At 58.2% G+C, this 21,165-nt stretch carries 21 protein-coding genes; 14 read left to right on the top strand and 7 right to left on the bottom strand.

Features of this window, described 5'->3' with window-relative positions; genetic code table 11:
* The first annotated feature begins 5 nt into the window (after window positions 1–5).
* Genes AC0TNJ_RS14035 through AC0TNJ_RS14015 form a run of 5 tightly spaced genes read left to right on the top strand, consistent with a single transcriptional unit; the run spans window position 6 to window position 5,525 of the window.
* Entirely contained in the window at window positions 6–725 is a 720-nt protein-coding gene (locus AC0TNJ_RS14035) for a CpaD family pilus assembly protein (RefSeq protein WP_473771438.1), read from the top strand.
* A gap of 9 nt (window positions 726–734) precedes the next feature.
* Window positions 735–2,015, top strand: coding sequence for a CpaE/TadZ family protein (locus AC0TNJ_RS14030; protein ID WP_473767470.1), 1,281 nt, complete (start codon window positions 735–737; stop codon window positions 2,013–2,015).
* Between the two features lie 12 nt (window positions 2,016–2,027).
* Window positions 2,028–3,506, top strand: a complete 1,479-nt coding sequence (locus AC0TNJ_RS14025; RefSeq protein WP_473771437.1) for a CpaF family protein — start codon at window positions 2,028–2,030, stop codon at window positions 3,504–3,506.
* On the top strand, window positions 3,503–4,513 hold the full coding sequence (locus AC0TNJ_RS14020; protein ID WP_473767472.1) for a type II secretion system F family protein: 1,011 nt from the start codon (window positions 3,503–3,505) through the stop codon (window positions 4,511–4,513). Before AC0TNJ_RS14025 ends, AC0TNJ_RS14020 begins: the two co-directional genes overlap by 4 nt.
* A 10-nt stretch (window positions 4,514–4,523) precedes the next feature.
* Complete coding sequence (locus AC0TNJ_RS14015) at window positions 4,524–5,525, top strand: type II secretion system F family protein (protein WP_473767473.1); 1,002 nt, start codon at window positions 4,524–4,526, stop codon at window positions 5,523–5,525.
* A gap of 11 nt (window positions 5,526–5,536) precedes the next feature.
* Here the strand turns inward: AC0TNJ_RS14015 and AC0TNJ_RS14010 are convergent, their stop codons facing one another.
* Window positions 5,537–6,343, bottom strand: a complete 807-nt coding sequence (locus tag AC0TNJ_RS14010) for a tetratricopeptide repeat protein (protein ID WP_473771436.1) — start codon at window positions 6,341–6,343, stop codon at window positions 5,537–5,539.
* A 353-nt stretch (window positions 6,344–6,696) separates the two neighbouring features.
* Between AC0TNJ_RS14010 and AC0TNJ_RS14005 the strand changes: the two genes are divergently transcribed.
* From AC0TNJ_RS14005 to AC0TNJ_RS13990, 4 genes are all read left to right on the top strand, one after another.
* Entirely contained in the window at window positions 6,697–8,079 is a 1,383-nt protein-coding gene (locus AC0TNJ_RS14005; protein WP_473771435.1) for a leucyl aminopeptidase family protein, read from the top strand.
* Between the two features lie 74 nt (window positions 8,080–8,153).
* A complete protein-coding gene (locus AC0TNJ_RS14000; RefSeq protein WP_010657792.1) occupies window positions 8,154–8,504 on the top strand; it encodes a MarR family transcriptional regulator in 351 nt (116 codons plus the stop codon).
* Between the two features lie 2 nt (window positions 8,505–8,506).
* The gene (locus AC0TNJ_RS13995; RefSeq protein ID WP_473771619.1) at window positions 8,507–9,361 is read left to right on the top strand and encodes a C40 family peptidase; all 855 of its coding nucleotides are present in this window, start codon (window positions 8,507–8,509) and stop codon (window positions 9,359–9,361) included.
* An 18-nt stretch (window positions 9,362–9,379) separates the two neighbouring features.
* Window positions 9,380–10,222 carry an alpha/beta fold hydrolase gene (locus AC0TNJ_RS13990; RefSeq protein ID WP_473771434.1) on the top strand — a complete coding sequence of 281 codons (843 nt, stop codon included), beginning with the start codon at window positions 9,380–9,382 and terminating at the stop codon, window positions 10,220–10,222.
* Here AC0TNJ_RS13990 and AC0TNJ_RS13985 read toward each other — a convergent pair.
* Entirely contained in the window at window positions 10,219–11,223 is a 1,005-nt protein-coding gene (locus AC0TNJ_RS13985; RefSeq protein ID WP_122002909.1) for a 2-hydroxyacid dehydrogenase, read from the bottom strand. The genes AC0TNJ_RS13990 and AC0TNJ_RS13985 overlap by 4 nt on opposite strands.
* A gap of 439 nt (window positions 11,224–11,662) precedes the next feature.
* On the opposite strand from AC0TNJ_RS13985, the gene AC0TNJ_RS13980 reads away from it, so the two are divergent.
* Both AC0TNJ_RS13980 and AC0TNJ_RS13975 read left to right on the top strand, forming a co-directional pair.
* Window positions 11,663–12,235 carry an SH3 domain-containing protein gene (locus AC0TNJ_RS13980; protein ID WP_122002908.1) on the top strand — a complete coding sequence of 191 codons (573 nt, stop codon included), beginning with the start codon at window positions 11,663–11,665 and terminating at the stop codon, window positions 12,233–12,235.
* A gap of 184 nt (window positions 12,236–12,419) precedes the next feature.
* Entirely contained in the window at window positions 12,420–12,869 is a 450-nt protein-coding gene (locus AC0TNJ_RS13975; RefSeq protein WP_473771433.1) for a GNAT family N-acetyltransferase, read from the top strand.
* A gap of 43 nt (window positions 12,870–12,912) precedes the next feature.
* Here AC0TNJ_RS13975 and AC0TNJ_RS13970 read toward each other — a convergent pair whose 3' ends face one another.
* Together AC0TNJ_RS13970 and irrA are read right to left on the bottom strand one after the other, a co-directional pair.
* Entirely contained in the window at window positions 12,913–13,692 is a 780-nt protein-coding gene (locus AC0TNJ_RS13970; RefSeq protein WP_473771432.1) for a MetQ/NlpA family ABC transporter substrate-binding protein, read from the bottom strand.
* A 174-nt stretch (window positions 13,693–13,866) separates the two neighbouring features.
* Window positions 13,867–14,304, bottom strand: a complete 438-nt coding sequence (gene irrA / locus AC0TNJ_RS13965) for an iron response transcriptional regulator IrrA (protein WP_122002905.1) — start codon at window positions 14,302–14,304, stop codon at window positions 13,867–13,869.
* A gap of 264 nt (window positions 14,305–14,568) precedes the next feature.
* Here irrA and fabA point away from each other — a divergent pair, with 264 nt between their 5' ends.
* The 3 genes from fabA (at window position 14,569) to fabI (ending at window position 17,306) form a co-directional block, all read left to right on the top strand.
* Window positions 14,569–15,087, top strand: coding sequence for a 3-hydroxyacyl-[acyl-carrier-protein] dehydratase FabA (gene fabA / locus AC0TNJ_RS13960; RefSeq protein ID WP_006473091.1), 519 nt, complete (start codon window positions 14,569–14,571; stop codon window positions 15,085–15,087).
* A 162-nt stretch (window positions 15,088–15,249) separates the two neighbouring features.
* The gene (gene fabB / locus AC0TNJ_RS13955) at window positions 15,250–16,473 is read left to right on the top strand and encodes a beta-ketoacyl-ACP synthase I (protein ID WP_121981301.1); all 1,224 of its coding nucleotides are present in this window, start codon (window positions 15,250–15,252) and stop codon (window positions 16,471–16,473) included.
* A gap of 14 nt (window positions 16,474–16,487) precedes the next feature.
* Window positions 16,488–17,306 carry an enoyl-ACP reductase FabI gene (fabI, locus tag AC0TNJ_RS13950; RefSeq protein ID WP_112588485.1) on the top strand — a complete coding sequence of 273 codons (819 nt, stop codon included), beginning with the start codon at window positions 16,488–16,490 and terminating at the stop codon, window positions 17,304–17,306.
* Between the two features lie 50 nt (window positions 17,307–17,356).
* On the opposite strand, the gene AC0TNJ_RS13945 is transcribed toward fabI, so the two are convergent.
* The 3 genes from AC0TNJ_RS13945 to rpsO form a co-directional block, all read right to left on the bottom strand.
* Window positions 17,357–18,391 (bottom strand): class I SAM-dependent methyltransferase, encoded by a 1,035-nt coding sequence (locus tag AC0TNJ_RS13945; protein WP_473771431.1) that lies wholly within the window; start codon window positions 18,389–18,391, stop codon window positions 17,357–17,359.
* Window positions 18,392–18,478: 87 nt separating this feature from the next.
* On the bottom strand, window positions 18,479–20,623 hold the full coding sequence (gene pnp / locus AC0TNJ_RS13940) for a polyribonucleotide nucleotidyltransferase (protein WP_122002903.1): 2,145 nt from the start codon (window positions 20,621–20,623) through the stop codon (window positions 18,479–18,481).
* Window positions 20,624–20,892: 269 nt separating this feature from the next.
* Window positions 20,893–21,162 (bottom strand): 30S ribosomal protein S15, encoded by a 270-nt coding sequence (gene rpsO / locus AC0TNJ_RS13935; RefSeq protein ID WP_006473093.1) that lies wholly within the window; start codon window positions 21,160–21,162, stop codon window positions 20,893–20,895.
* Between the last annotated feature and the right edge of the window lie 3 nt (window positions 21,163–21,165).

Genomic DNA, 21,165 nt, shown 5'->3' with positions numbered 1-21,165 from the left:
AGATCATGACCTATTCAGCCAAAGGCTTTTTCAGGATTTCGGCCCGGCCAGCGCTCGTCGCCCTGTCGCTTGCCCTTCTCGCAGGCTGCGCGAACCGCCAGCATGTTACCGTGGGTGCCCTGCCGGACGATTACCGCACCAATCACCCGATCACGATTGCCGAGCGGGAGCAGGTTACCGATATTCCGGTCGCGCAGGCCGACCGGAAACTGAGCCCGATGCAACGCGGCATCGTTCAGGGCGCCATCGCCAATTATCGACGCAACGGCTCCGGCATGCTTTATGTTCTGGTGCCTTCAGGCGCGTCCAATCAGGCCGCGGCCTATCGGCTCAGCACCGAAGTGTCGGCAACACTGCGTCGCAGCGGCATCAAGGCGAACAATATCGCCATCGAAAACTATCCGGTCGAAAGCCCCGATGCGGCAGCGCCAATCCGCATCAGCTATTATGCGATCACGGCAGGCACCACGCCGTGCGGACGCTGGCCGGACGACCTCGCCAGCACGCCCGAAAACCGCCATTACGCGAATTTTGGCTGCGCCTCGCAGAACAATCTGGCCGCGCAGGTCGCCAATCCGGCCGATCTTCTGGGGCCGCGCACCATGACGCCTATCGATTCGGATCGCGCGACGGCACGACTCAACGGCAATCAAGGCTATGTGAAAATGTCGCCTGCCCAGACGCAAAACTGGCGCGAACCCCGCAGCCAGCAGGCCGAGTATTAAGAGGGCGCCATGAGCAACTTCGCGTTCGAACCGGAGGAAGAAGCGCCGGAAACAGGTCGTGCGCCGATCATGCTTGAAAATGTGCGTCCTATTCCGCGCATTTCCATCCAGGCTTTCTGCGTGAACGAAAGCGTCGCCATTCCGATTGAGCGCGCAGGCGGCGACCGGCGCATGGCAAAAACCCATCTGAAAGTGATGATGGGCGGCATTGCAGCTGCAATCGAATTCTATCAGACCGCTTCCACGCCCAATCTGATCATCGTCGAATCGGCGTCCGAACCCAATGTGCTGCTTGAAGAATTGCAGCAATTGTCGGAGGTCTGCGATCCCGGCTCGAAGGTCATGGTGATCGGCCACTCCAACGAGGTCTGGCTTTATCGCGAATTGCTGCGGCGCGGCGTTTCGGAATATATCGTAGCGCCTGTTTCACTCGCTGACATTCTGGCCATCGTGTCCTCGATCTTTCTCGATCCCGGCGCGGAACCGCTCGGCCGCTCCATCGCATTTATCGGCGCGAAAGGCGGCGTCGGCGCATCGACCATCGCCCATAACGTCGCCTGGTCGATCTCCAACATGTTCCGGCACGATGTGGTGCTGGCGGACATGGACCTGCCATTCGGCACGGCGAACATCAATTTCGATCAGGACCCGACGCTCGGTATTGCCGATGCCGTCTTTTCGCCGGAACGCATTGACGAGGTCTATCTCGACCGGCTGCTCGTCCAATATGGCGACCATCTGTCGATCCTCGCGGCACCGTCGAGCCTGGAGCGGACATTTGACTTCGCCGAAGACGCCTTTGCCGAATTGATCGACGTTGCCCAGCGCAATTCTCCGCTGGTCGTGCTGGACGTGGCGCATGGCTGGAGCGGATGGACACGGACCACCTTGATGCGGGTCGATGAAGTCGTGATCGTCGCAACGCCAGATCTTGCCAATCTTCGCAATACGAAGAACCTCCTCGACACGCTGGCGCAGCTGCGCCCCAACGATGTGAAGCCGCATCTGGTGCTGAACCAGATGGGCATTCCGAAGCGACCGGAAATCGCACTCGCCGATTTTGCCGAACCGCTTGGCATCGATCCCATCGCCACCATCGACTTCGATCCGCAACTTTTCGGCAATGCCGCCAATAATGGCCGGATGATCGCAGAGACCAATCCCGAAAGCCCGGTTGCCGAAGCCGTCAGTCATATCGCGCATGTGGTGACCGGCAGGGCTGATGTGCAACCGCGCAAGAAGAGCGGCATTTCGGGCCTTCTCGGCAAGTTTGCACGCAAAACCAGGTAACGGCAGGGAATCATGTTCGGCAGAAGAGGTAACGATACGGGAAACGGACCGGAAAGCGGAAAGCGACCGCCCGCGCCCAAACCTGCCACGCCTGCTGCAATGCCCGCATCGGCCCTGCCAACAGCGCAATCGTCCCGCATACAGGCAGCCATTCCTTCGACGCCAGCGAAATCCCCCGTCCAGGCTGGCACGCAAGGACGTGAAAAGACCGAGAGCTATTACGACACCAAATCGCAGGTCTTCTCCGCGCTGATCGACACGATTGACCTGTCGCAATTGTCCCGCATGGCGCCGGATGCCGCGCGCGAGGAAATCCGCGATATCGTCAATGACATTATCGCCATCAAGAACTTCGTCATGTCGATTGCCGAGCAGGAAGAACTGCTCGACGACATCTGCAATGACGTGCTGGGCTATGGTCCGCTGGAACCGCTTCTTTCCCGCGACGACATTGCCGATATCATGGTGAACGGTTCGCGCCGCACCTATATCGAAGTGGATGGCCTGCTGCAGGAAACCGGCATTCGTTTCCGCGACAACCAGCAGCTTCTCAACATCTGTCAGCGCATCGTGAGCCAGGTGGGACGCCGCGTCGACGAATCGAGCCCGATCTGCGATGCCCGCCTGCCGGACGGTTCGCGCGTCAACGTCATCGCGCCACCACTGTCGCTCGACGGTCCAACCCTCACCATCCGCAAGTTCCGCAAGGACAAGCTGACGCTGGACCAGCTGGTGCGGTTCGGCGCCATATCGAATGCCGGGGCCGAACTCTTGCAGATCATCAGCCGGGTGCGCTGCAATGTCATCATTTCCGGCGGCACCGGCTCGGGCAAGACCACGCTTTTGAACTGCCTGACACGCTATATCGACACGCATGAACGCATCATCACCTGCGAGGACTCGGCAGAACTGCAATTGCAGCAGCCGCATGTGGTGCGTCTGGAAACCCGCCCGCCCAATCTGGAAGGCGAAGGCGAGGTCACCATGCGCGATCTGGTCAAGAACTGCCTGCGCATGCGTCCCGAACGCATCATTGTCGGCGAAGTGCGCGGTCCTGAAGTGTTCGATCTCCTGCAAGCGATGAATACGGGCCATGACGGTTCGATGGGCACGATCCACGCAAACAGCCCGCGCGAATGCCTCAACCGCATGGAAGCCATGATCGCCATGGGCGGCTATGTTCTGCCGCAAAAGACCGTGCGCGAGATCATCGTCGGTTCGGTCGACATCATCATCCAGGCGGCACGCCTGCGCGACGGCTCACGCCGCATCACCCATATTACGGAAGTGGTTGGACTGGAAGGCGACGTCATCACCACCCAGGATCTCGTTCTCTACGATATCAAGGGCGAAGACGCTTCCGGCCGCATTCTGGGCAGCCATAGCTCGACCGGCATCGGGCGTCCCGCCTTCTGGGAGCGCGCCCGCTACTATAATGAGGACAGCCGCCTTGCCTCCGTGCTCGACAGCATGGAAAGGGCCAATGCATGACGGGGCCGACCAGCGTTGCGATGTTCGTGGTGCTCGCCGTCATTGCCTGTGCCGCTTTGTTCTATGCGCTCTTTTACGACAAGCTCGGCAAGAAGGATCAAGCGGCGCGGCGCTTTGAGACCGTACGCAACAGCGGCTCGGAACGGGCGATTACGCGCAGCGAGCGCGACAGAAACGCCGACATCCAGAAGCGTCGCAAACAGCTGCAGGACAATATCAAGGATCTGGAAGCCCGGCAAAAGCAGCGTGAGAAGAACCAGAAATACCCGCCCCTGCGCATCCTGCTGACGCAGGCAGGGCTCAATCTCACCTTGCAGAAATTCTATCTCTATTCCGGCGCTGCGGCCTTTCTTGTCACCTTCATCGCGCTGCTTTTCGGCGCGCCGCTGCTTTTCCTGCCGGGTATCGCCGTTGCCGGTTTCTTCGGCCTGCCGCGCTGGTTCGTGCTGCACCGGCGCAAGCAGCGGCTGAAGAAGTTCCTTGAGGAATTTCCCAATGCGCTCGACGTTATCGTGCGCGCAACCCGCGCCGGGCTTCCGCTCAATGACGGCTTGCGGCTCATTGCGAGCGAGGCTGTGGAACCGGTCAAGAGCGAGTTCAAGAAGGTGGTCGAGGCGCAACAGATCGGGCTTTCCATCCCCGAAGCGGTCGGCAAGATGCCCGATTCAATGCCCTGCCCCGAAACAAACTTCTTCGCCATCGTCATCCAGATACAGGCACAGGCGGGCGGTAATCTTTCCGAGGCGCTCAATAACCTGTCAAAGGTTCTGCGTGACCGCAAGAAGATGAAGGCCAAGGTCAATGCGCTCTCCATGGAAGCCAAGGCTTCAGCTGCGATTATCGGCGCCTTGCCCTTCATTGTCATGGTTCTCGTCTATCTGACGAGCCCGCAATATATGACGCTGCTTTTCACGTCTTCGACCGGCCATATGCTGCTCGGCATTGCGGCTGTCCTGATGCTGACCGGCATCTTCATCATGAAGAACATGATCAACTTCGATATGTGAGGCACCGGAAATGATTTCTCTCCTCACACAGAAATTGTCCGATCCGCAATTTCTAATCGGTGTCCTGATTACGGTCGCGGTTTTTGCAACCGTGGTGACGATCCTTATGCCGGTCCTCAGCGGCAGCGCGCTCAAATCACGCATGAAGTCGGTCGCCATCGAACGAGAAGCCATTCGCTCACGCGAGCGGGCCCGTCTCGCCGCCGAAAGCGACCGTCGCAGCAGCCTGCGTCATCAACAGAAGCAGGGCATCCGGGAATTCGTTGAAAAACTCGATCTCAAACGCGCACTGGCCGATGAAAAGACGATCGCTTCGCTCAGGCAGGCGGGCTTCCGGGGGCAAAATCCGCTCAACATCTTCCTGTTCCTGCGTTTCGTGCTGCCTTTCGGGGCAATGGCCATTGCCGCCATCTATATTTTCATGCTCGGCGTGCTTGCCGATCAAACATTCTTCGTTCGCCTACTCGTCTGCATTTTTGCTGGCTATGCAGGTTTTTATGCGCCCAACCTCTATGTCTCGAACCGCGCAACCAAGCGCAAGCAATCCATCCGGCGGGCATGGCCGGATGCGCTCGACCTGATGCTGATCTGCGTTGAATCGGGCATGTCCACGGAGGCGGCCTTCCGCCGGGTGGCCGACGAAATCGGCATCCAGTCCGTCGAGCTTGCCGAAGAACTTATGCTGACCAATGCCGAGCTTTCCTTCCTGCCGGAGCGCCGTCAGGCCTATGAAAATCTCGCCAATCGCACGGGTCTGGAACCGGTTAAATCCGTAACGCAGGCCCTGATCCAGGCCGAGCGTTACGGCACGCCGGTGGCGCAGGCGTTGCGCACGCTTTCTCAGGAAAGCCGCGACCTGCGTCTGCTGGAAGCCGAAAAGAAGGCTGCGGCCCTGCCGCCAAAACTCACCGTGCCGATGATCGTTTTCTTCCTGCCGGTGCTCTTTATCGTCATCCTCGGCCCTGCCTTCATCCAGATTTCGGCGCAAGGCGGATTGTTCGGCGGCAACTGATAAAAGAAGCTTCACCCCTTCGGCTTGTCCTTGAGCATGTTCCAGGAGTTCTGCTGGGTCAGCATGGAGCGGAGATAATCCGTATTGGCCTTGGCCTGCTGCGGAGAAATCTCCTGCGCGGCAATCGCCTCCGCTTCCTGAAAGCGGCCTTGCAGGCCGACCGACAGGGCCAGATTCTGACGCACGCGACTGTCGGCACCGGGAGCGGCTGCGGCCTGCTTGAAATAGGTTTCCGCCGTCCGCGCATCACCCGCCAGCAGATAGGACATGCCCATATTGGAGATGACTGACGGTTCATTCGGCTGAAGCTGCAGCGCCTTTTGATAAGTCGCGCGAGCTTCTTCCTTCCGGCCCATCTGGTCGAGAATGGCACCTTCTGCGGAAACCAGTTTCCAGTCGGGATAGGCCGGATTTTGTGCACGGCGAATGGCGTCGAGCGCGCCGTCGAACTGCCCAGCACCGGCAAGCGCCTTGCCATAGGCGGCAAGAACAGCCTGATCCTTCGGATAGACGATGGCAAGCGCCCGCATGACGGCAAGCGCCTGATCGTTGCGGCCAAGGCGCGCCAGCACATTGGCGTAATTGAGCGCCGTCTGGCGATCCTTCGGATTGCGTTCATATTGCGCGCCGAGCCGCCCGGCCATGGCTGCAAGCTGCGCGTCGTTCATATGATCGAAAGTGGCAACGGTTGCGGCGCGGCGCACCGACCCGGTCGTGGTCCGGTCAACCGATGTGCAGCCAGAAAGCAGAAACGCCGAAAGAATACAGGCGAAGCCAAGACGTGTTGCGATGGCGTCTTTTCGAGCGATATTCAGCATCCCGCCTCTCCCGCTAAAGCGTGTCGCGCTTCAGTTTGTTATTTCCCGGCATGTCTCCCGAAGCCGGTTTCCGCTTTCGGGAGGCAAGCTGGAAGGCCGGACGATACGCCCGCACCCCATCAAGCCCAATTCCTGTTAAATCAATAATCTGTTAACCCTAATGATTGGTTAATAAAGCGATTGCGGTTTTGGTTTCCGCGCGGCAATAATCGCGCTATCTGTTTGTTTTAGCGCGCATCTTGTCCGAAAGCAGTTTCACACTTTTCGGGATGCGCTATTTGTTTGTTTTTGTGAACTTCCGACAAAATCCAAGCGCTTTTGCCGGACATCGCTTACTGGCCAGAAAGAGCATCATGTCTGTCGAACTTCTCTCCCGAAAATCAGAACAAAGCCGTCCAATCTGGTTTACGCCGAAAGGCGGCCTGGACACTTCCGGGCTTCCCGCCGGGGCCGTTGCGTGGGCCAGAACCAACGGTTTTGATGGCGAGGCCGGACGCGTGCTCGTCCTTCCCGGTGCAGACGGATCGTTATCGGGTGCGCTGTTTGGAACCGGAGACGCGGAAAAGGGCAGCCAGTCGAAGCTTCTCGCCGGAAAGCTCGCCCGCAGTCTGCCAGAAGGGGACTGGCACTTTGAAGGCGCTGTCGATGACGCAGCGCTCGCCGTTCTTGGCTTTCTGATGGGCGGCTATAATTTCACGCGCTATCGCAAGGCCAATGGCAAGGCGATCCGCCTGGCCTTGCCTGACGGTCTGGACGAAGCCGAAATCCGTCGCATCGCCAGTGCAGTCACACTGGTGCGCGACCTCATCAACACGCCAACCAACGACATGGGGCCGGATGCGCTCGAAAATGCCGCCCGCGAACTGGCGAAGAAATACAAGGCCGACATTGCCGTCATCGAAGGCGATGCGCTTCTGGAGAAGAATTTTCCCATGATCCACGCGGTCGGTCGTGCTGGCGCTATCGCGCCACGCCTGATTGATCTTGGCTGGGGCAAGGCAGGCGATCCAAAAATCACGCTGGTTGGCAAGGGTGTCTGTTTCGATACGGGCGGTCTCGACATCAAACCGGCAAGCGGCATGCTCCTGATGAAGAAGGACATGGGTGGAGCCGCCAATGTGCTGGGCCTCGCGTCCATGATCATGGATGCTCAACTGCCGGTGCGGCTGCGCGTGTTGATCCCGGCGGTGGAGAATTCGATTGCCGGAAATGCCTTCCGGCCAGGCGACGTGCTGCAAAGCCGCAAGGGGCTGACTGTCGAAATCGGCAATACCGATGCGGAAGGCCGCCTGGTTCTTGCCGACGCGCTTGCGCTTGCCGATGAAGAAGAGCCTGCACTCCTCATTGACATGGCGACCCTGACGGGGGCTGCGCGTGTCGCGCTCGGGCCCGATCTGCCGCCCTTCTATACGCATGATGACGGGCTTGCCGCTTCGATTGCGCACAACGCGGATGCAACGGCGGACCCGCTGTGGCGGATGCCGCTTTGGAAGCCCTATGCGCAAAAACTCTCCTCGCGGATTGCCGACCTCAATAATGTCACCACCGACGGTTTCGCCGGATCGGTGACGGCTGCACTCTTCCTCGACAGATTTGTCGAGAAGGCTGAAAAATGGGCGCATTTCGACATTTTCGGCTGGGTTCCGGTCGAAAAACCCGCCTCGCCGGTCGGCGGCGAAGCGCAAGCTATTCGCGCTCTTTACCAGCTTTTGAAAGAACGCTATCCGGCACGCTGAATCCGCTTGCCTGAAACGCCGAAAGCAGATTGAATAAAACGGTTCCGAAACAATCCCCATTTTGGTGGAGCCGGATGCCAATTGAGCTGAAGCCGTTGCAGGCGCTGACATTGCTGAGAACCCTGTCGCTGGAACAGGTGCGCGACGAGATGCCCGATCTCACCACGCGACAGGCAGCCATTTTGCTCACCATCTATCTGGAGCCCCCGCCGCATACGGTTCGGGGGCTCGCCGCAAAGCTGAATGTCACCAAACCGGTTATTACCCGCGCGCTCGACACGATGGGCGCGCTCGAACTTGTTTCCCGGCATCGTGATGAAAAAGACCGGCGAAATGTGCTAGTAAAGAGAACGGTCGCCGGTGCACTTTATGTTGAAAGACTGGGTGATCTGGTGATCGCCAAAGCCAGGGAGTTACCACTTTGACCATGCTCGACCGCCGCCTCAATGCCTACCGCCCCGACCTCGCCGACGAACGGCTGACCGGTCAGGTGGAAGCGGCGCGTTTTGCGGCGGGAACGCCGATGAAGGTTTCCGCCCCGGTTGTCGATCTGCGTTCCGAACCGCGCATGGATAGCGGACCGCAGACTCAGATGATCTTTGGGGATTCTGTCTGCGTCTTCGAGGAAATGGACGGCTGGTCGTGGGTTCAGGCGGAGCGCGACGGCTATACCGGCTACGTCTCCGCTGCCGCGCTGGAACGCCCGGCGGGCGATGCCACGCATATGGTGGTGGTGCCGCGCACCTTTGTTTATCCCGGCGCTGACCTCCGCTTGCCCCACACCAAGGCGCTGTCGCTCGGTTCACGCACGCGCATCGTCGGCGCGGCCGAGACGCGCGGTACGAAATATGCCGTTCTGGAAAGCGGCGAGACGCTGATCGCAAGTCATCTTGCCCCAATCGGCGAACGTGCGGCGGACTATGTGGCCGTCGCGGAAACCCTTCTTCACACGCCCTATCTGTGGGGTGGCACCTCGGGCTTCGGCATCGACTGCTCCGGCCTCGTGCAGCTTTCCATGTGGGTGGCAGGCCGAAAAGCTCTGCGCGATTCCGACATGCAACAGGCCTCGCTTGGCGAAATCGTCGAGCCTGATGCTGCTTATTCGAACCTCAAGCGCGGCGATCTCGTCTTCTGGAAGGGTCATGTCGCCATCTGCGCATCGCCCGACATGCTGATCCACGCGAGCGGCCATACGATGACGGTTACGCTGGAACCGCTACAGGAGGCGATCAAGCGCATCGCCTATCTCTACGATCTGCCGACACTCATCCGCAGACCCTGAAAATGAGACCGGGGACCGATGAAGGGAACGATGACAATGACGATAGCCGCCCTGCTGGTCGGCTTTGCCTTGTCTTTTCCTTCCACCGTCTCGACTGAGAGAATTGCGCGCATGACCATTCCCGCGTCACCTGCCGCCTTTGCCGAAGTCAACGGCATCGAAATGTATTACCGGATCGTCGGCAAGGGCCCGCCTATCCTGCTCATTGCCGGCGGCTTGTCCGACCAGCATGTATGGGATGCGCAGCTACCGATTCTTGCGCGCCATCACACCGTCATCGTTGCCGACAGTCGCGGACAGGGACGCTCCAGCCGCACCAGGGAGCCGATCACCTACGGCTTGATGGCCGACGACTATGTGGCGCTGCTGGATTTTCTCAACATCGACAAGGTTGATCTTGTCGGCTGGAGCGACGGCGGCATTATCGGCCTCGATATCGCCATGCGTTATCCCGAACGGCTGAAAAGCCTGTTTGCGCAGGCGGCGAACGTGACGCCTGACGGCAATACCGGCTATGTCGAAGCGCGGGCCCAAGGAAAACCGATACCGGAACTGCGTCACTATGAGAGCATAGACAAGGAAATCCATGCACTGTGGGCAAATGAGCCGAACTATACGGATAAGGATTTGTCCGATATCCGGGTGCGCACGGCGATTGTGATCGGCGACCGCGATACCGCCATCACGCGCGAGCATACGGAATTCATCGCCAGCCAGATACCGGGCGCGCAACTGATCATCCTGCCCGACGCCGGGCACGGCGTTCCGGTAGAGAATCCGCGTCTTTATGCACATACGGTCCTGCGTTTCATCAACGACAAGAACGCCGAAGAAACGCAGACCGCGAGCCGGAAAAATTAAATCCGGTTCGGCAATACGCGGTCGGGCGGGCGATGCCCGTCGACAAAAGCCTTGATATTGATGATGACCTTGTCGCCCATGTCGATGCGGCCTTCCATGGTGGCCGAACCCATATGCGGCAGCAGGACGACCTTGCCTTTTTCGGCAAGGGCCAGCAGGCGCGGATTGACCGCCGGTTCGTTCTCGAACACGTCCAGCCCTGCCCCGGCGAGCTTGCCTTGTTCAATCAGCTCGATCAGCGCATTCTCATCGATGATCTGGCCGCGCGCCGTGTTGACCATATAAGCGGTCGGCTGCATCAGGGCGATGCGGCGAGCAGACAGCAGATGGAAAGTGGCAGGCGTCGACGGGCAGTTGACCGAAATGATGTCCATCCGGGCCAGCATCTGGTCCAGACTATCCCAGTAGGTCGCTTCCAGCTCTTCCTCGACCTGCGGATTGACGCGATTGCGATTGTGATAGTGAATGGAAAGCCCGAAAGCCTTGGCGCGGCGGGCGACAGCCGTGCCGATGCGCCCCATGCCGACAATGCCGAGGCGCTTGCCCCAGATGCGCCGCCCGAGCATCCAGGTCGGTGACCATCCCGGCCATTGCCCATGACGCTCGTTGAGGACGTTCGCGCCTTCCACCAGACGCCTTGGCACCGAAAGCAGCAGCGCCAGCGTCATGTCCGCAGTGTCCTCGGTGAGCACCTTTGGCGTATTGGTAACAGTGATGCCACGCTTTGCAGCGGCTGCGACGTCGATATTGTCCACGCCATTGCCGAAATTTGCGATGAGCTTGAGATTGGGGCCAGCCTGTTCGATCGCCGCCGCGTCGATGACATCCGTGATGCAGGGCACCAGAACGTCCGCTTCCTTCATCGCAGCGATGATTTCCGGCTGATTCATGCGGTGGTCGTCTATGTTCAGACGCGCATCAAACAGTTCCCGCATCCGGGTTTCCACTGGGTCCGGCAATTTTCGCGTAAGAACGACCAGCGGTTTCTTCTTGTTCGACATCTCCACCCCATCGTTGAGCAAAGCCCCCCGGAACAGCCTGTATCGTAAACAACGGACAGGTTGCGCTCCAAGGAATTTCCTGCACATTCCCAGCGGAAAACCGACTCCCACTTTTCCGGGAAATGCGTTAACCGAAGCTTCATGTTGAGACCTCCTTAACCAAGGCGGTGCAATATGGGATATTGCTTCGGCTGAATATCTCTATCAAGGCGAAGCGATAAAGACAAAGAAAAACCGGAAACTTTAGATGCCGCCTGGAAAATCCACAGTGATTTTCCAAAAATGTGCAATTAAAATCAAATAATTAGGTCGTATATCGATCTGTTGCACACAGATGGAGGCACGATCTGAAAACAGGACGGCAACGTCGCCTCGCAGCCCCCTTCAACTGCTGAAGCCGCTACCGTTCTGTCGTGACAGGACGGCGAGAGGTCGCAGTTTGTACAGAGTACTTTCGCAACGCTTTTTGATGGCTACGCTTGGCTGTCTGGCATTTTTTCTCATTCTGGCACCGCTCGGCGCTTCGCACAGCCATGGCGCGCAGGCCGCAGAGTCAGCAGGCACGACTGTCGGCGCGAGCGGACTGCCGGTGCCGCGTTTCGTCAGCCTTAAACCCGCGCGCGTCAATCTGCGCATCGGGCCGGGACGCGACTATGCGGTTTCCTGGCTTTTCATGAAGGCAGGGCTGCCGGTCGAGATCATCCAGGAATATGACAACTGGCGTCGTATCCGCGATGCGGACGGCACGGAAGGTTGGGTCTACCAGTCGCTTTTATCCGGCAAGCGAACCGCCATCACGGCCCCCTGGCTCAAGAACAATCAGGGTTCGATGATCAATATGCGCCGCGAGGCCAGCGATACAGCAGGACTTGCCGCCGAAATCGAGCCGGGCGTGATCGGTACGGTGCGCGAGTGCACCGGCCAATGGTGTCGAGTTGACATGGGTGGCGTTCGCGGCTGGATAAAGCAATCGGATCTCTGGGGCGTTTATCCGGGCGAAGTCTTCGACTAGCCCTCCCCCACGGGGTTGGATAACGGAACCGGCCAAACTTGACTTCGCCCGACTCGGACCGATATTGTGAAGCGGTTGAATTTCGAAGGAGTTTTATGCGCAGACGTTCATCGCTGCCGTTTTAACGGATTTGAACCCACCCGCGTGGTGGAATTTTTGCGTGTACCTAAAACTCTGGAAAATCATGAGAAATCACGAAGTGACAATCCGTGCCTATAAGGCATCGGATAAACCATCCTTATCGTCCATCTGGTATCGCGCCTCCCTGGAAGCCCATTCTTTTCTCGGAGAAGATCGTCTTCAACAGCAGCGCCAGCTTATCGAAGACGTCTATCTCGAAAAGGCGGAAACATGGGTTGCCACGATTGATGGCAGGCCAGCCGGTTTTATTGGCCTTCTGGATTGCTTCATCGGCGGGCTGTTTGTCGATCCCGACCTTCAAGGTTCTGGTGTGGGCCAAACTTTGCTCCGCCACGCCTTGGCATTGAAGAGCGAGTTATCGCTTGAAGTCTATGCCGACAACGAGCGGGCCTGTCGTTTCTATAGCCGCATGGGCTTCAAGGTGATTGGCGAGCGGTCGGAAGATGACGAAGGCCTACCCTTCCGCAACATTCGGATGCAACTGAAAGGCTGACAAGCGAGCGGGGCGAAAATCGCCCCGCTTCCACTCAGAATTATTACCAGGCAGGAATCACCGATCCCTTGAACGTTGTGGCGATGAATTCCTTCACCTCATTGCTGTGATAGGATGAGATCAGGGTTTTCACCCAGTCGGCATCCTTGTCTGCGGTGCGAACGACGAGAATATTGATGTAAGGCGCCTTTTCGCCTTCCCGCACCAGCGGATCGGTTGCCGGGTTCAGGCCGGCTTCCATGGCATAATTGGTGTTGATGACGGCAGCATCGACATCTTCCATCGAACGCGGAAGCTGCGCCGCATCAAGTTCCACGAATTTCAGCTTCTTCGTGTTCTCGACGATATCAAGAGCGCTGACCTTCAGCCCCTTGGCCGGATCGAGCTTGATGATGCCGTTTTCAGCCAGAACGAGCAAAGCACGGCCGCCATTGGTCGGATCGTTGGGGATTGCAATCGTCGCGCCGTCGGCCAGTTCGGAGATATTCTTCAGTTTCTTCGAATACACGCCCATCGGGAAATTGACCGTCTCGGCAACCATCACGATGTCGAAGCCGCGATCGGCGACCTGATTGTCGAGATAAGGCTTGTGCTGGAACGAATTTGCTTCCAGCGCGCCATCCGCGAGCGCCATGTTTGGAATGACATAGTCCGAGAACTCCTGAATATCGAGTTCAAGGCCGTTCTTCTCGGCGACTTCCTTGACCTTTTCCATGATCTGGGCGTGCGGCCCCGGCGTAACTCCGATCCGGACGGTCTTGGCAAAGGCGCTGCCAGCGGTAAAAGCGGCGAGAATGGTCGCAGCGACGAGTAGTTTACGCATGATTTCTCCTTGAAATGTGCACAGCCGAAACCTGGGAGGCGATTCAGCCTGAGCGAGGGAACTTACCTCTTTTCAGCCCCATGCGATCCAATAGGCAACAAAAAAGCGGCCATTGCCGCTTTCTTTTCAATCCGCTGATAGATGCCGTCGCTATCGGCTCATTATTGGCCTCTGTTACTGGGTCTTGCGACGCAGACGAACGATAATATCGACATTGACGATTTCCATGCCGTCCGGCGCATCCGGCATGTTGGCAACGGTCGGCTGCCCCTTCTCGCCATGCGGAATATCGAACACGACATTTTCTCCTTCAAGGAAGAAATGCTGGTGGTCCGAGATATTCGTATCGAAATAGGTCTTCGAGCCTTCGACCGCGATGATGCGCAGCATACCGGCTTCGGTGAACTGGTGCAGCGTGTTGTAGACCGTCGCCAGAGACACCGGCACGTCGGCCATGACGGCCTCTTCGTGAAGGTCTTCCGCAGACAGATGGCGATCGCCCTGGGCGAAGATCAGGCTCGCAAGCGCAACGCGCTGCCGCGTCGGACGCAGGCCCGCGCGGCGGAGCTGCTCTTCCATCGAGACCGTCGAGTGGGTATGTGAAGACTGCATATTCACCGTTGGTTCCGTCACAAGCTTGTAGCAAAATCATCAATCGTCAAACGGGCTGTTGCCCATTGCATACTGACATTGATATATGCCGTTGCGAAATAACTATCAATAGCCTTGGGAATTGCGCGGTTTTTCGGATAAACCCCGGATTAATCCAATGCATGATTTTACTGCCGGAAACAGTCTATGGTAGGGATGTTCCGGTGAAACCTACAATCGGGCCGGATTGCCGGTCGATACAGAATGAACCTCAAGGGAGGCGTAATGGCAGAACAGAAATCAAGCTACGGGTATGAAGAACTCCTGGCCTGCGCACGTGGCGAGATGTTCGGCCCCGGCAATGCTCAGCTTCCCCTGCCTCCGATGCTGATGGTCCATCGCATCACCGATATTTCCGAAACCGGTGGCGAGTTCGACAAGGGCTATATCCGCGCTGAATATGACGTGCGGCCGGACGACTGGTATTTCCCGTGCCATTTCATGGGCAATCCGATCATGCCGGGCTGCCTTGGCCTCGACGGCATGTGGCAGCTGACCGGCTTCTTCCTCGGTTGGCTGGGCGAACCGGGCCGCGGCATGGCGCTCTCCACCGGCGAAGTGAAGTTCAAGGGCATGGTGCGTCCGCATACCAAGCTTCTTGAATATGGCATTGATTTCAAGCGTGTCATGCGCGGCCGCCTCGTGCTCGGCACGGCTGACGGCTGGCTGAAAGCCGATGGCGAAACCATCTACCGGGCAACCGATCTGCGTGTCGGCCTGTCCAAGGACAGCGAGGGCCAGTAAGGCGCCTCAGTCACCATCATCCACGAGCGCGACTGCAAAAAAGTGAACAGTTTTCATGCGGCCGCGCTCAAAACATGCGAAGATCGCACCTATGTAACCGCGAACAGGCGGCAATCCGCATGACGGACACGCCCTCACGGATCAGGTGTAAAGGAGAACGCGATGCGGCGTGTGGTCGTAACGGGTATGGGGATCGTATCCTCGATTGGCAACAATACCGAAGAGGTGACGGCTTCGCTTCGTGAAGCAAAATCCGGCATCTCCCGGGCTGAGGAATATGCCGAGCTCGGTTTCCGCTGCCAGGTGCACGGGGCCCCGAATATCGACGTCGAAGCCCTCGTCGACCGGCGCGCAATGCGTTTCCACGGGCGTGGCACGGCCTGGAACCACATTGCCATGGATCAGGCGATTGCAGATGCCGGACTGTCCGAAGAGGAAGTTTCCAACGATCGCACCGGCATCATCATGGGTTCCGGCGGTCCTTCGACCCGCACGATTGTCGATAGTGCCGACATCACCCGCGAAAAGGGTCCTAAGCGCGTCGGCCCGTTCGCCGTGCCGAAAGCCATGAGCTCGACGGCCTCCGCAACGCTTGCGACCTTCTTCAAGATCAAGGGCATCAACTATTCGATCTCCTCGGCCTGCGCCACGTCGAACCATTGCATCGGCAACGCGTTCGAAATGATCCAGTATGGCAAGCAGGACCGCATGTTCGCAGGCGGCTGCGAGGATCTCGACTGGACGCTTTCCGTCCTGTTCGACGCCATGGGCGCCATGTCGACCAAATATAACGACACGCCTTCCACCGCATCGCGCGCCTATGACAAGAACCGCGATGGTTTTGTGATTGCAGGCGGCGCTGGCGTTCTGGTGCTGGAAGACCTCGAAACGGCGCTGGCACGCGGCGCCAAGATTTATGGCGAGATCGTCGGTTACGGCGCAACCTCCGACGGCTATGACATGGTGGCTCCATCCGGCGAAGGTGCTATCCGCTGCATGAAGATGGCGCTTTCGACAGTCAAGACCAAGATCGACTACATCAATCCGCACGCCACCTCGACGCCTGCCGGCGACGCTCCTGAAATCGAAGCCATCCGTCAGGTCTTCGGCTCGGGCGATGCATGCCCGCCGATCGCCGCGACCAAGTCTCTGACCGGCCACTCGCTGGGTGCGACGGGCGTGCAGGAAGCCATCTATTCGCTTTTGATGATGCAGAACAATTTCATTTGCGAAAGCGCACATATCGAAGAACTGGACCCTGCCTTCGCGGACATGCCTATCGTTCGCAAGCGCATTGACAACGCTCAGCTCAACACCGTGCTCTCCAACTCCTTCGGATTTGGCGGCACCAATGCGACGCTGGTTTTCCAGCGTTACCAGGGCTGAGGGAGAGGGAAAATATGGAAGGTCTGATGAAAGGCAAACGCGGCCTCATCATGGGGGTCGCGAATAATCACTCACTCGCCTGGGGAATTTCAAAGCAACTCGCAGCACAGGGTGCAGAACTCGCCTTCACCTATCAGGGTGATGCGCTCGGCAAGCGCGTAAAGCCGCTTGCCGAACAGGTCGGTTCGGATTTCGTGCTGCCCTGCGATGTTGAAGATATCGAATCGGTCGATGCGGTTTTTGCCGAAATCGAGAAGAAGTGGGGCAAGCTCGATTTCATCGTTCACGCCATCGGCTTTTCCGACAAGAACGAACTGAAGGGTCGCTACGCAGACGTCACCACGCGCGAAAATTTCAGCCGCACCATGGTGATTTCCGCCTACTCCTTCACGGAAATGGCACAGCGCGCCGAAAAGCTCATGAAGGACGGCGGCTCGATCCTGACGCTGACCTATGGCGGTTCCACGCGCACCATCCCGAACTACAACGTCATGGGCGTTGCCAAGGCAGCACTTGAAGCCATGGTTCGTTATCTTGCTGCCGATTACGGCCCGCAGGGTATCCGCGTCAATGCGATCTCGGCTGGTCCCGTGCGCACGCTGGCCGGTGCCGGCATTGGCGATGCACGTGCGATCTTCAGCTATCAGCGCCGCAATTCGCCGCTGCGCCGCACCGTCGATATCGACGATGTGGGCAAATCGGCCGTCTATCTGCTGTCCGACCTTTCGAGCGGTGTCACCGGCGAAATCCATTATGTGGATTCGGGCTACAACATCGTCTCCATGCCGACGCTGGAAGAGCTGAAAAGCTCTGACGCCGAACGCGGCGAGTGATCTTCGTTTTGCTCAACAAAAAACCCGGCTGAGATGCCGGGTTTTTTGTTTCATTTCTTCGCATCGAAGATTTTGAAACCATTCGCCTCTTCAAGAAGCGTCACGTTCTTGAACAGTCCTTTGAGCGTCGTCTCATAAGGCAGCTGACGGTTTGCGACCATCAGCAGCCGTCCGCCGGTTTTCAACCGTGAAGCGGCTGCAGCAATGAATGCCTGCCCCAGCGAAACATCCGTCACCCGCCCCTCATGGAACGGGGGGTTCATGACCACAGTGTCATAGATACCCGTCAGCTTCTCGCTGGTCACATCGAACCAGTTGAAGCTGATCGGCACCGATGGAGCAAGTCGCTCCAGATTGCCGCGTGCGGCTTCCAGCGCCTCATAATCGGCTTCATAAAGGTCTATCGCCTTGATGCGATCAGCAAATTTCAGGCATTGCGCAGCCAGATAGCCCCAGCCAGCGCCCAGATCTGCGACGTTGCCGAAGACGATCCTTTCCATATGCGGCACGAGCAGCGCCGAACCCTTGTCGATGACGCCGTGCGAGAACATGCCGGGTTCGGTCCGGAACACCTCGTCAATATCGCTCGCAAGCGGTTTGAGCGCCGCGATGAAGTCATCGGTCAGATCGGCAGGCCTTCTTAGCCAGAACACCACAGCATGGTTCTTCGACATGCGGTCGCTGATTTCGGCAATATTGCCGACCCATTTCCGGAAACTGTCAATACCGAGCTTCTTGTCGCCGGACACAGCGATCCAGCCGCCAGGCTCAACACGCGCCAGAAGCTCCGCAAACCATGCCTCGTTGCGTCCGCGATGTTTTCCGAGCAAGAGTAGCCCGCCGGCGAAACGTCGCTCCTCATCCAATCTAAGGCCTAATCTGGGAACTGCCTTGAAGCCTTCCTTTTCCAACGCAAGCCAATCAGGGCGCCAAGGCTGCAGGAAAGTGAGCGCCTGTTTCCATTCATCTTCAAGGCGCCGGTCAGCAGACAAGCCGCAGGCAAGAAAGAACTGGCCTTCTTCGGGCATATCCAGAATGCCCTGATCGAAGGGGAGAAAGAGGGTTTGTTGTGCCGGTGTAATCATGGTTCATCCATGGTCTTGAAATGAATCCCATGCAACAAAAAAGCGCGCCCGGAGGCGCGCTTTCCAACGTCAGAAAAGACGCAACGCTTATTCAGCGTCAGCTTCTTCCTTCTTCTTTTCCTGAACGATTTCCTTGCCGGTTTCCTGATCAACGACCTTCATCGACAGGCGAACCTTGCCGCGTTCGTCAAAGCCCATCAGCTTGACCCAAACCTTCTGGCCTTCCTTGACCACATCGGTGGTCTTGGCAACGCGGTCGCTAGCCAGCTGCGAAATGTGAACCAGACCGTCACGCGGGCCGAAGAAGTTCACGAAAGCGCCGAAGTCGGCGGTCTTGACGACCGTGCCTTCATAGATTTCGCCGACTTCAGGCTCGGCAACGATCGAATGAATCCACTTCTTGGCGGCTTCGATTTCCTTGCCGTTGGACGAAGCGATCTTCACCGTGCCGTCGTCCTCGATGTTGATCTTGGCGCCGGTCTTTTCCACGATTTCGCGGATGACCTTGCCGCCGGAACCGATCACGTCGCGGATCTTGTCGGTCGGGATGTTCATCACTTCGATGCGCGGGGCAAATTCGCCCAGTTCGTCACGCGAGGTCGACAGGGCCTTGGCCATTTCGCCGAGAATGTGGACGCGACCGCCCTTGGCCTGCTCAAGAGCAACCTTCATGATCTCTTCGGTGATACCGTCGATCTTGATGTCCATCTGGAGCGAGGTGATGCCGTTTTCCGTACCGGCAACCTTGAAGTCCATGTCGCCGAGGTGATCTTCATCACCCAGAATGTCGGACAGAACGGCGAAGCGTTCGCCTTCCTTGATCAGGCCCATGGCGATACCGGCAACCGGACGTGCGAGCGGAACACCTGCATCCATGAGTGCCAGCGACGTGCCGCAGACGGTTGCCATCGAAGACGAGCCGTTCGATTCCGTGATCTCGGAAACGGCGCGGATCGTGTAGGGGAACTGTTCAGCGGCTGGCAGCATCGGATGGATTGCGCGCCATGCGAGCTTGCCATGACCGATTTCGCGACGGCCCGGCGAACCCATGCGGCCGGTTTCGCCGACGGAGTAAGGCGGGAAGTTGTAATGCAGCATGAAAGGCTGCTTGTAGGTGCCGGTCAGGGCATCGATCATCTGTTCGTCTTCGCCGGTGCCGAGCGTGGCGACGACGATAGCCTGCGTTTCACCGCGGGTGAACAGGGCCGAACCGTGGGTGCGCGGCAGGATGCCGACTTCCGACACGATCGGGCGAACGGTCGAAAGGTCACGTCCGTCGATGCGGCTGCCGGTGTCGAGAATGTTCCAGCGAACAATCTTGGCCTGCAGATGCTTGAAAATGGTCGCGAACTGTTCCGGCGACATCTCGGTTTCTTCCACGCCTTCGGGGAAGAAATGTTCCTTCGCCTTTGCCTTGGCGGCATCGACAGCAGCGTAACGGGCCTGCTTTTCGGTGATCTTGTAAGCGTCGCGCAGATCGTTTTCGACAACGGCCAGCATCTTGGCTTCGAGAGCCGACAGGTCTTCCGGCTGGAAGTCGCGCGGTTCCTTGGCGGCAACTTCAGCGAGCTTGATGATCGCGTCGATGACCGGCTGGAAGCCCTTCTGGCCGAAAACAACGGCGCCAAGCATGACTTCTTCGGAGAGTTCCTGTGCTTCCGACTCAACCATCAGCACGGCTTCCGACGTACCAGCGACGACCAGATCGAGCTTCGATTCCGGCATTTCGTCGATATTCGGGTTCAGAACATATTCGCCGTTGATGTAGCCGACGCGCGCGCCTCCGATCGGGCCCATGAAAGGCACGCCGGAAATGGTGAGAGCAGCGGAAGCGGCAACCATCGACAGGACGTCCGGATCGTTTTCCAGATCGTGCTGGACGACGGTGACGACAACCTGCGTGTCGTTCTTGTAGCCGTCGACGAAGAGCGGACGGATCGGACGGTCGATCAGGCGCGAAACCAGCGTTTCGTTTTCGCTCGGACGACCTTCACGCTTGAAGTAACCGCCAGGGATCTTGCCGGCAGCGTAGGTCTTTTCCTGATAGTTGACGGTCAGCGGGAAGAAATCCTGGCCCGGCTTCGGCTCCTTGGCAGAAACGACAGTCGCCAGAACGACAGTTTCGCCATAGGTTGCGAGGACCGCACCGTCAGCCTGACGGGCGATCTTGCCGGTTTCGAGTGTGAGCGGACGACCGCCCCATTCGATTTCTACTTTATGGGTATTGAACATATCTTGTCCTCATGTGGTGATGCCGCGCAAAAGCGCCTGAAGGCATCGCCGGGTTGGCGGACAGGCCACGGGCAAGACAACGGGAAGCTCGCGGAAAATCAAAACGAACTGCCTGCAATCCTGCCCCATGACTGGTCCAGTCGTGAGCCGTTTGGCTCTCGGGCATCCGATCCGGGAGCACCATGCCGCCGAACCGGGTTTCAAGGGCCACGAATAGCCCCATTCAAAATCAAACGGGCGACGTTTTGAGGCGTCGCCCGATTTCAACCTTAACGGCGCAGGCCGAGACGGCCAATCAGCGCCTGATAACGCGCTTCGTCAATGCCCTTGACGTAGTCAAGAAGGCGACGACGCTGCGAAACCAGCTTCAGGAGGCCGCGACGCGAATGATTGTCATTCTTGTGGCCCTTGAAGTGTTCGGTGAGGTTGGCGATACGCTCGGAAAGAACGGCAACCTGTACTTCAGGAGAACCGGTGTCGCCTTCCTTGGTGGCGTATTCCTTGATAAGTGCTTGCTTGCGCTCAGCAGTAATCGACATCGT

The organism is Ochrobactrum sp. PL_is483 (genome assembly GCF_055816855.1).
The sequence above is the reverse complement of the archived record's forward strand: the minus strand, read 5'-3'. Positions and strand labels throughout refer to the sequence as shown.

Excerpts from the sequence above, each read along its gene's own strand:
- AC0TNJ_RS14035 (WP_473771438.1), top strand. The coding sequence starts at position 6 with ATGACCTATTCAGCCAAAGGCTTTTTCAGGATTTCGGCCCGGCCAGCG.
- AC0TNJ_RS14030 (WP_473767470.1), top strand. The coding sequence starts at position 735 with ATGAGCAACTTCGCGTTCGAACCGGAGGAAGAAGCGCCGGAAACAGGT.
- AC0TNJ_RS14025 (WP_473771437.1), top strand. The coding sequence starts at position 2,028 with ATGTTCGGCAGAAGAGGTAACGATACGGGAAACGGACCGGAAAGCGGA.
- AC0TNJ_RS14020 (WP_473767472.1), top strand. The coding sequence starts at position 3,503 with ATGACGGGGCCGACCAGCGTTGCGATGTTCGTGGTGCTCGCCGTCATT.
- AC0TNJ_RS14015 (WP_473767473.1), top strand. The coding sequence starts at position 4,524 with ATGATTTCTCTCCTCACACAGAAATTGTCCGATCCGCAATTTCTAATC.
- AC0TNJ_RS14010 (WP_473771436.1), bottom strand. The coding sequence starts at position 6,343 with ATGCTGAATATCGCTCGAAAAGACGCCATCGCAACACGTCTTGGCTTC.
- AC0TNJ_RS14005 (WP_473771435.1), top strand. The coding sequence starts at position 6,697 with ATGTCTGTCGAACTTCTCTCCCGAAAATCAGAACAAAGCCGTCCAATC.
- AC0TNJ_RS14000 (WP_010657792.1), top strand. The coding sequence starts at position 8,154 with ATGCCAATTGAGCTGAAGCCGTTGCAGGCGCTGACATTGCTGAGAACC.
- AC0TNJ_RS13995 (WP_473771619.1), top strand. The coding sequence starts at position 8,507 with ATGCTCGACCGCCGCCTCAATGCCTACCGCCCCGACCTCGCCGACGAA.
- AC0TNJ_RS13990 (WP_473771434.1), top strand. The coding sequence starts at position 9,380 with ATGAAGGGAACGATGACAATGACGATAGCCGCCCTGCTGGTCGGCTTT.
- AC0TNJ_RS13985 (WP_122002909.1), bottom strand. The coding sequence starts at position 11,223 with ATGTCGAACAAGAAGAAACCGCTGGTCGTTCTTACGCGAAAATTGCCG.
- AC0TNJ_RS13975 (WP_473771433.1), top strand. The coding sequence starts at position 12,420 with ATGAGAAATCACGAAGTGACAATCCGTGCCTATAAGGCATCGGATAAA.
- AC0TNJ_RS13970 (WP_473771432.1), bottom strand. The coding sequence starts at position 13,692 with ATGCGTAAACTACTCGTCGCTGCGACCATTCTCGCCGCTTTTACCGCT.
- irrA (WP_122002905.1), bottom strand. The coding sequence starts at position 14,304 with ATGCAGTCTTCACATACCCACTCGACGGTCTCGATGGAAGAGCAGCTC.
- fabA (WP_006473091.1), top strand. The coding sequence starts at position 14,569 with ATGGCAGAACAGAAATCAAGCTACGGGTATGAAGAACTCCTGGCCTGC.
- fabB (WP_121981301.1), top strand. The coding sequence starts at position 15,250 with ATGCGGCGTGTGGTCGTAACGGGTATGGGGATCGTATCCTCGATTGGC.
- fabI (WP_112588485.1), top strand. The coding sequence starts at position 16,488 with ATGGAAGGTCTGATGAAAGGCAAACGCGGCCTCATCATGGGGGTCGCG.
- AC0TNJ_RS13945 (WP_473771431.1), bottom strand. The coding sequence starts at position 18,391 with ATGATTACACCGGCACAACAAACCCTCTTTCTCCCCTTCGATCAGGGC.
- pnp (WP_122002903.1), bottom strand. The coding sequence starts at position 20,623 with ATGTTCAATACCCATAAAGTAGAAATCGAATGGGGCGGTCGTCCGCTC.
- rpsO (WP_006473093.1), bottom strand. The coding sequence starts at position 21,162 with ATGTCGATTACTGCTGAGCGCAAGCAAGCACTTATCAAGGAATACGCC.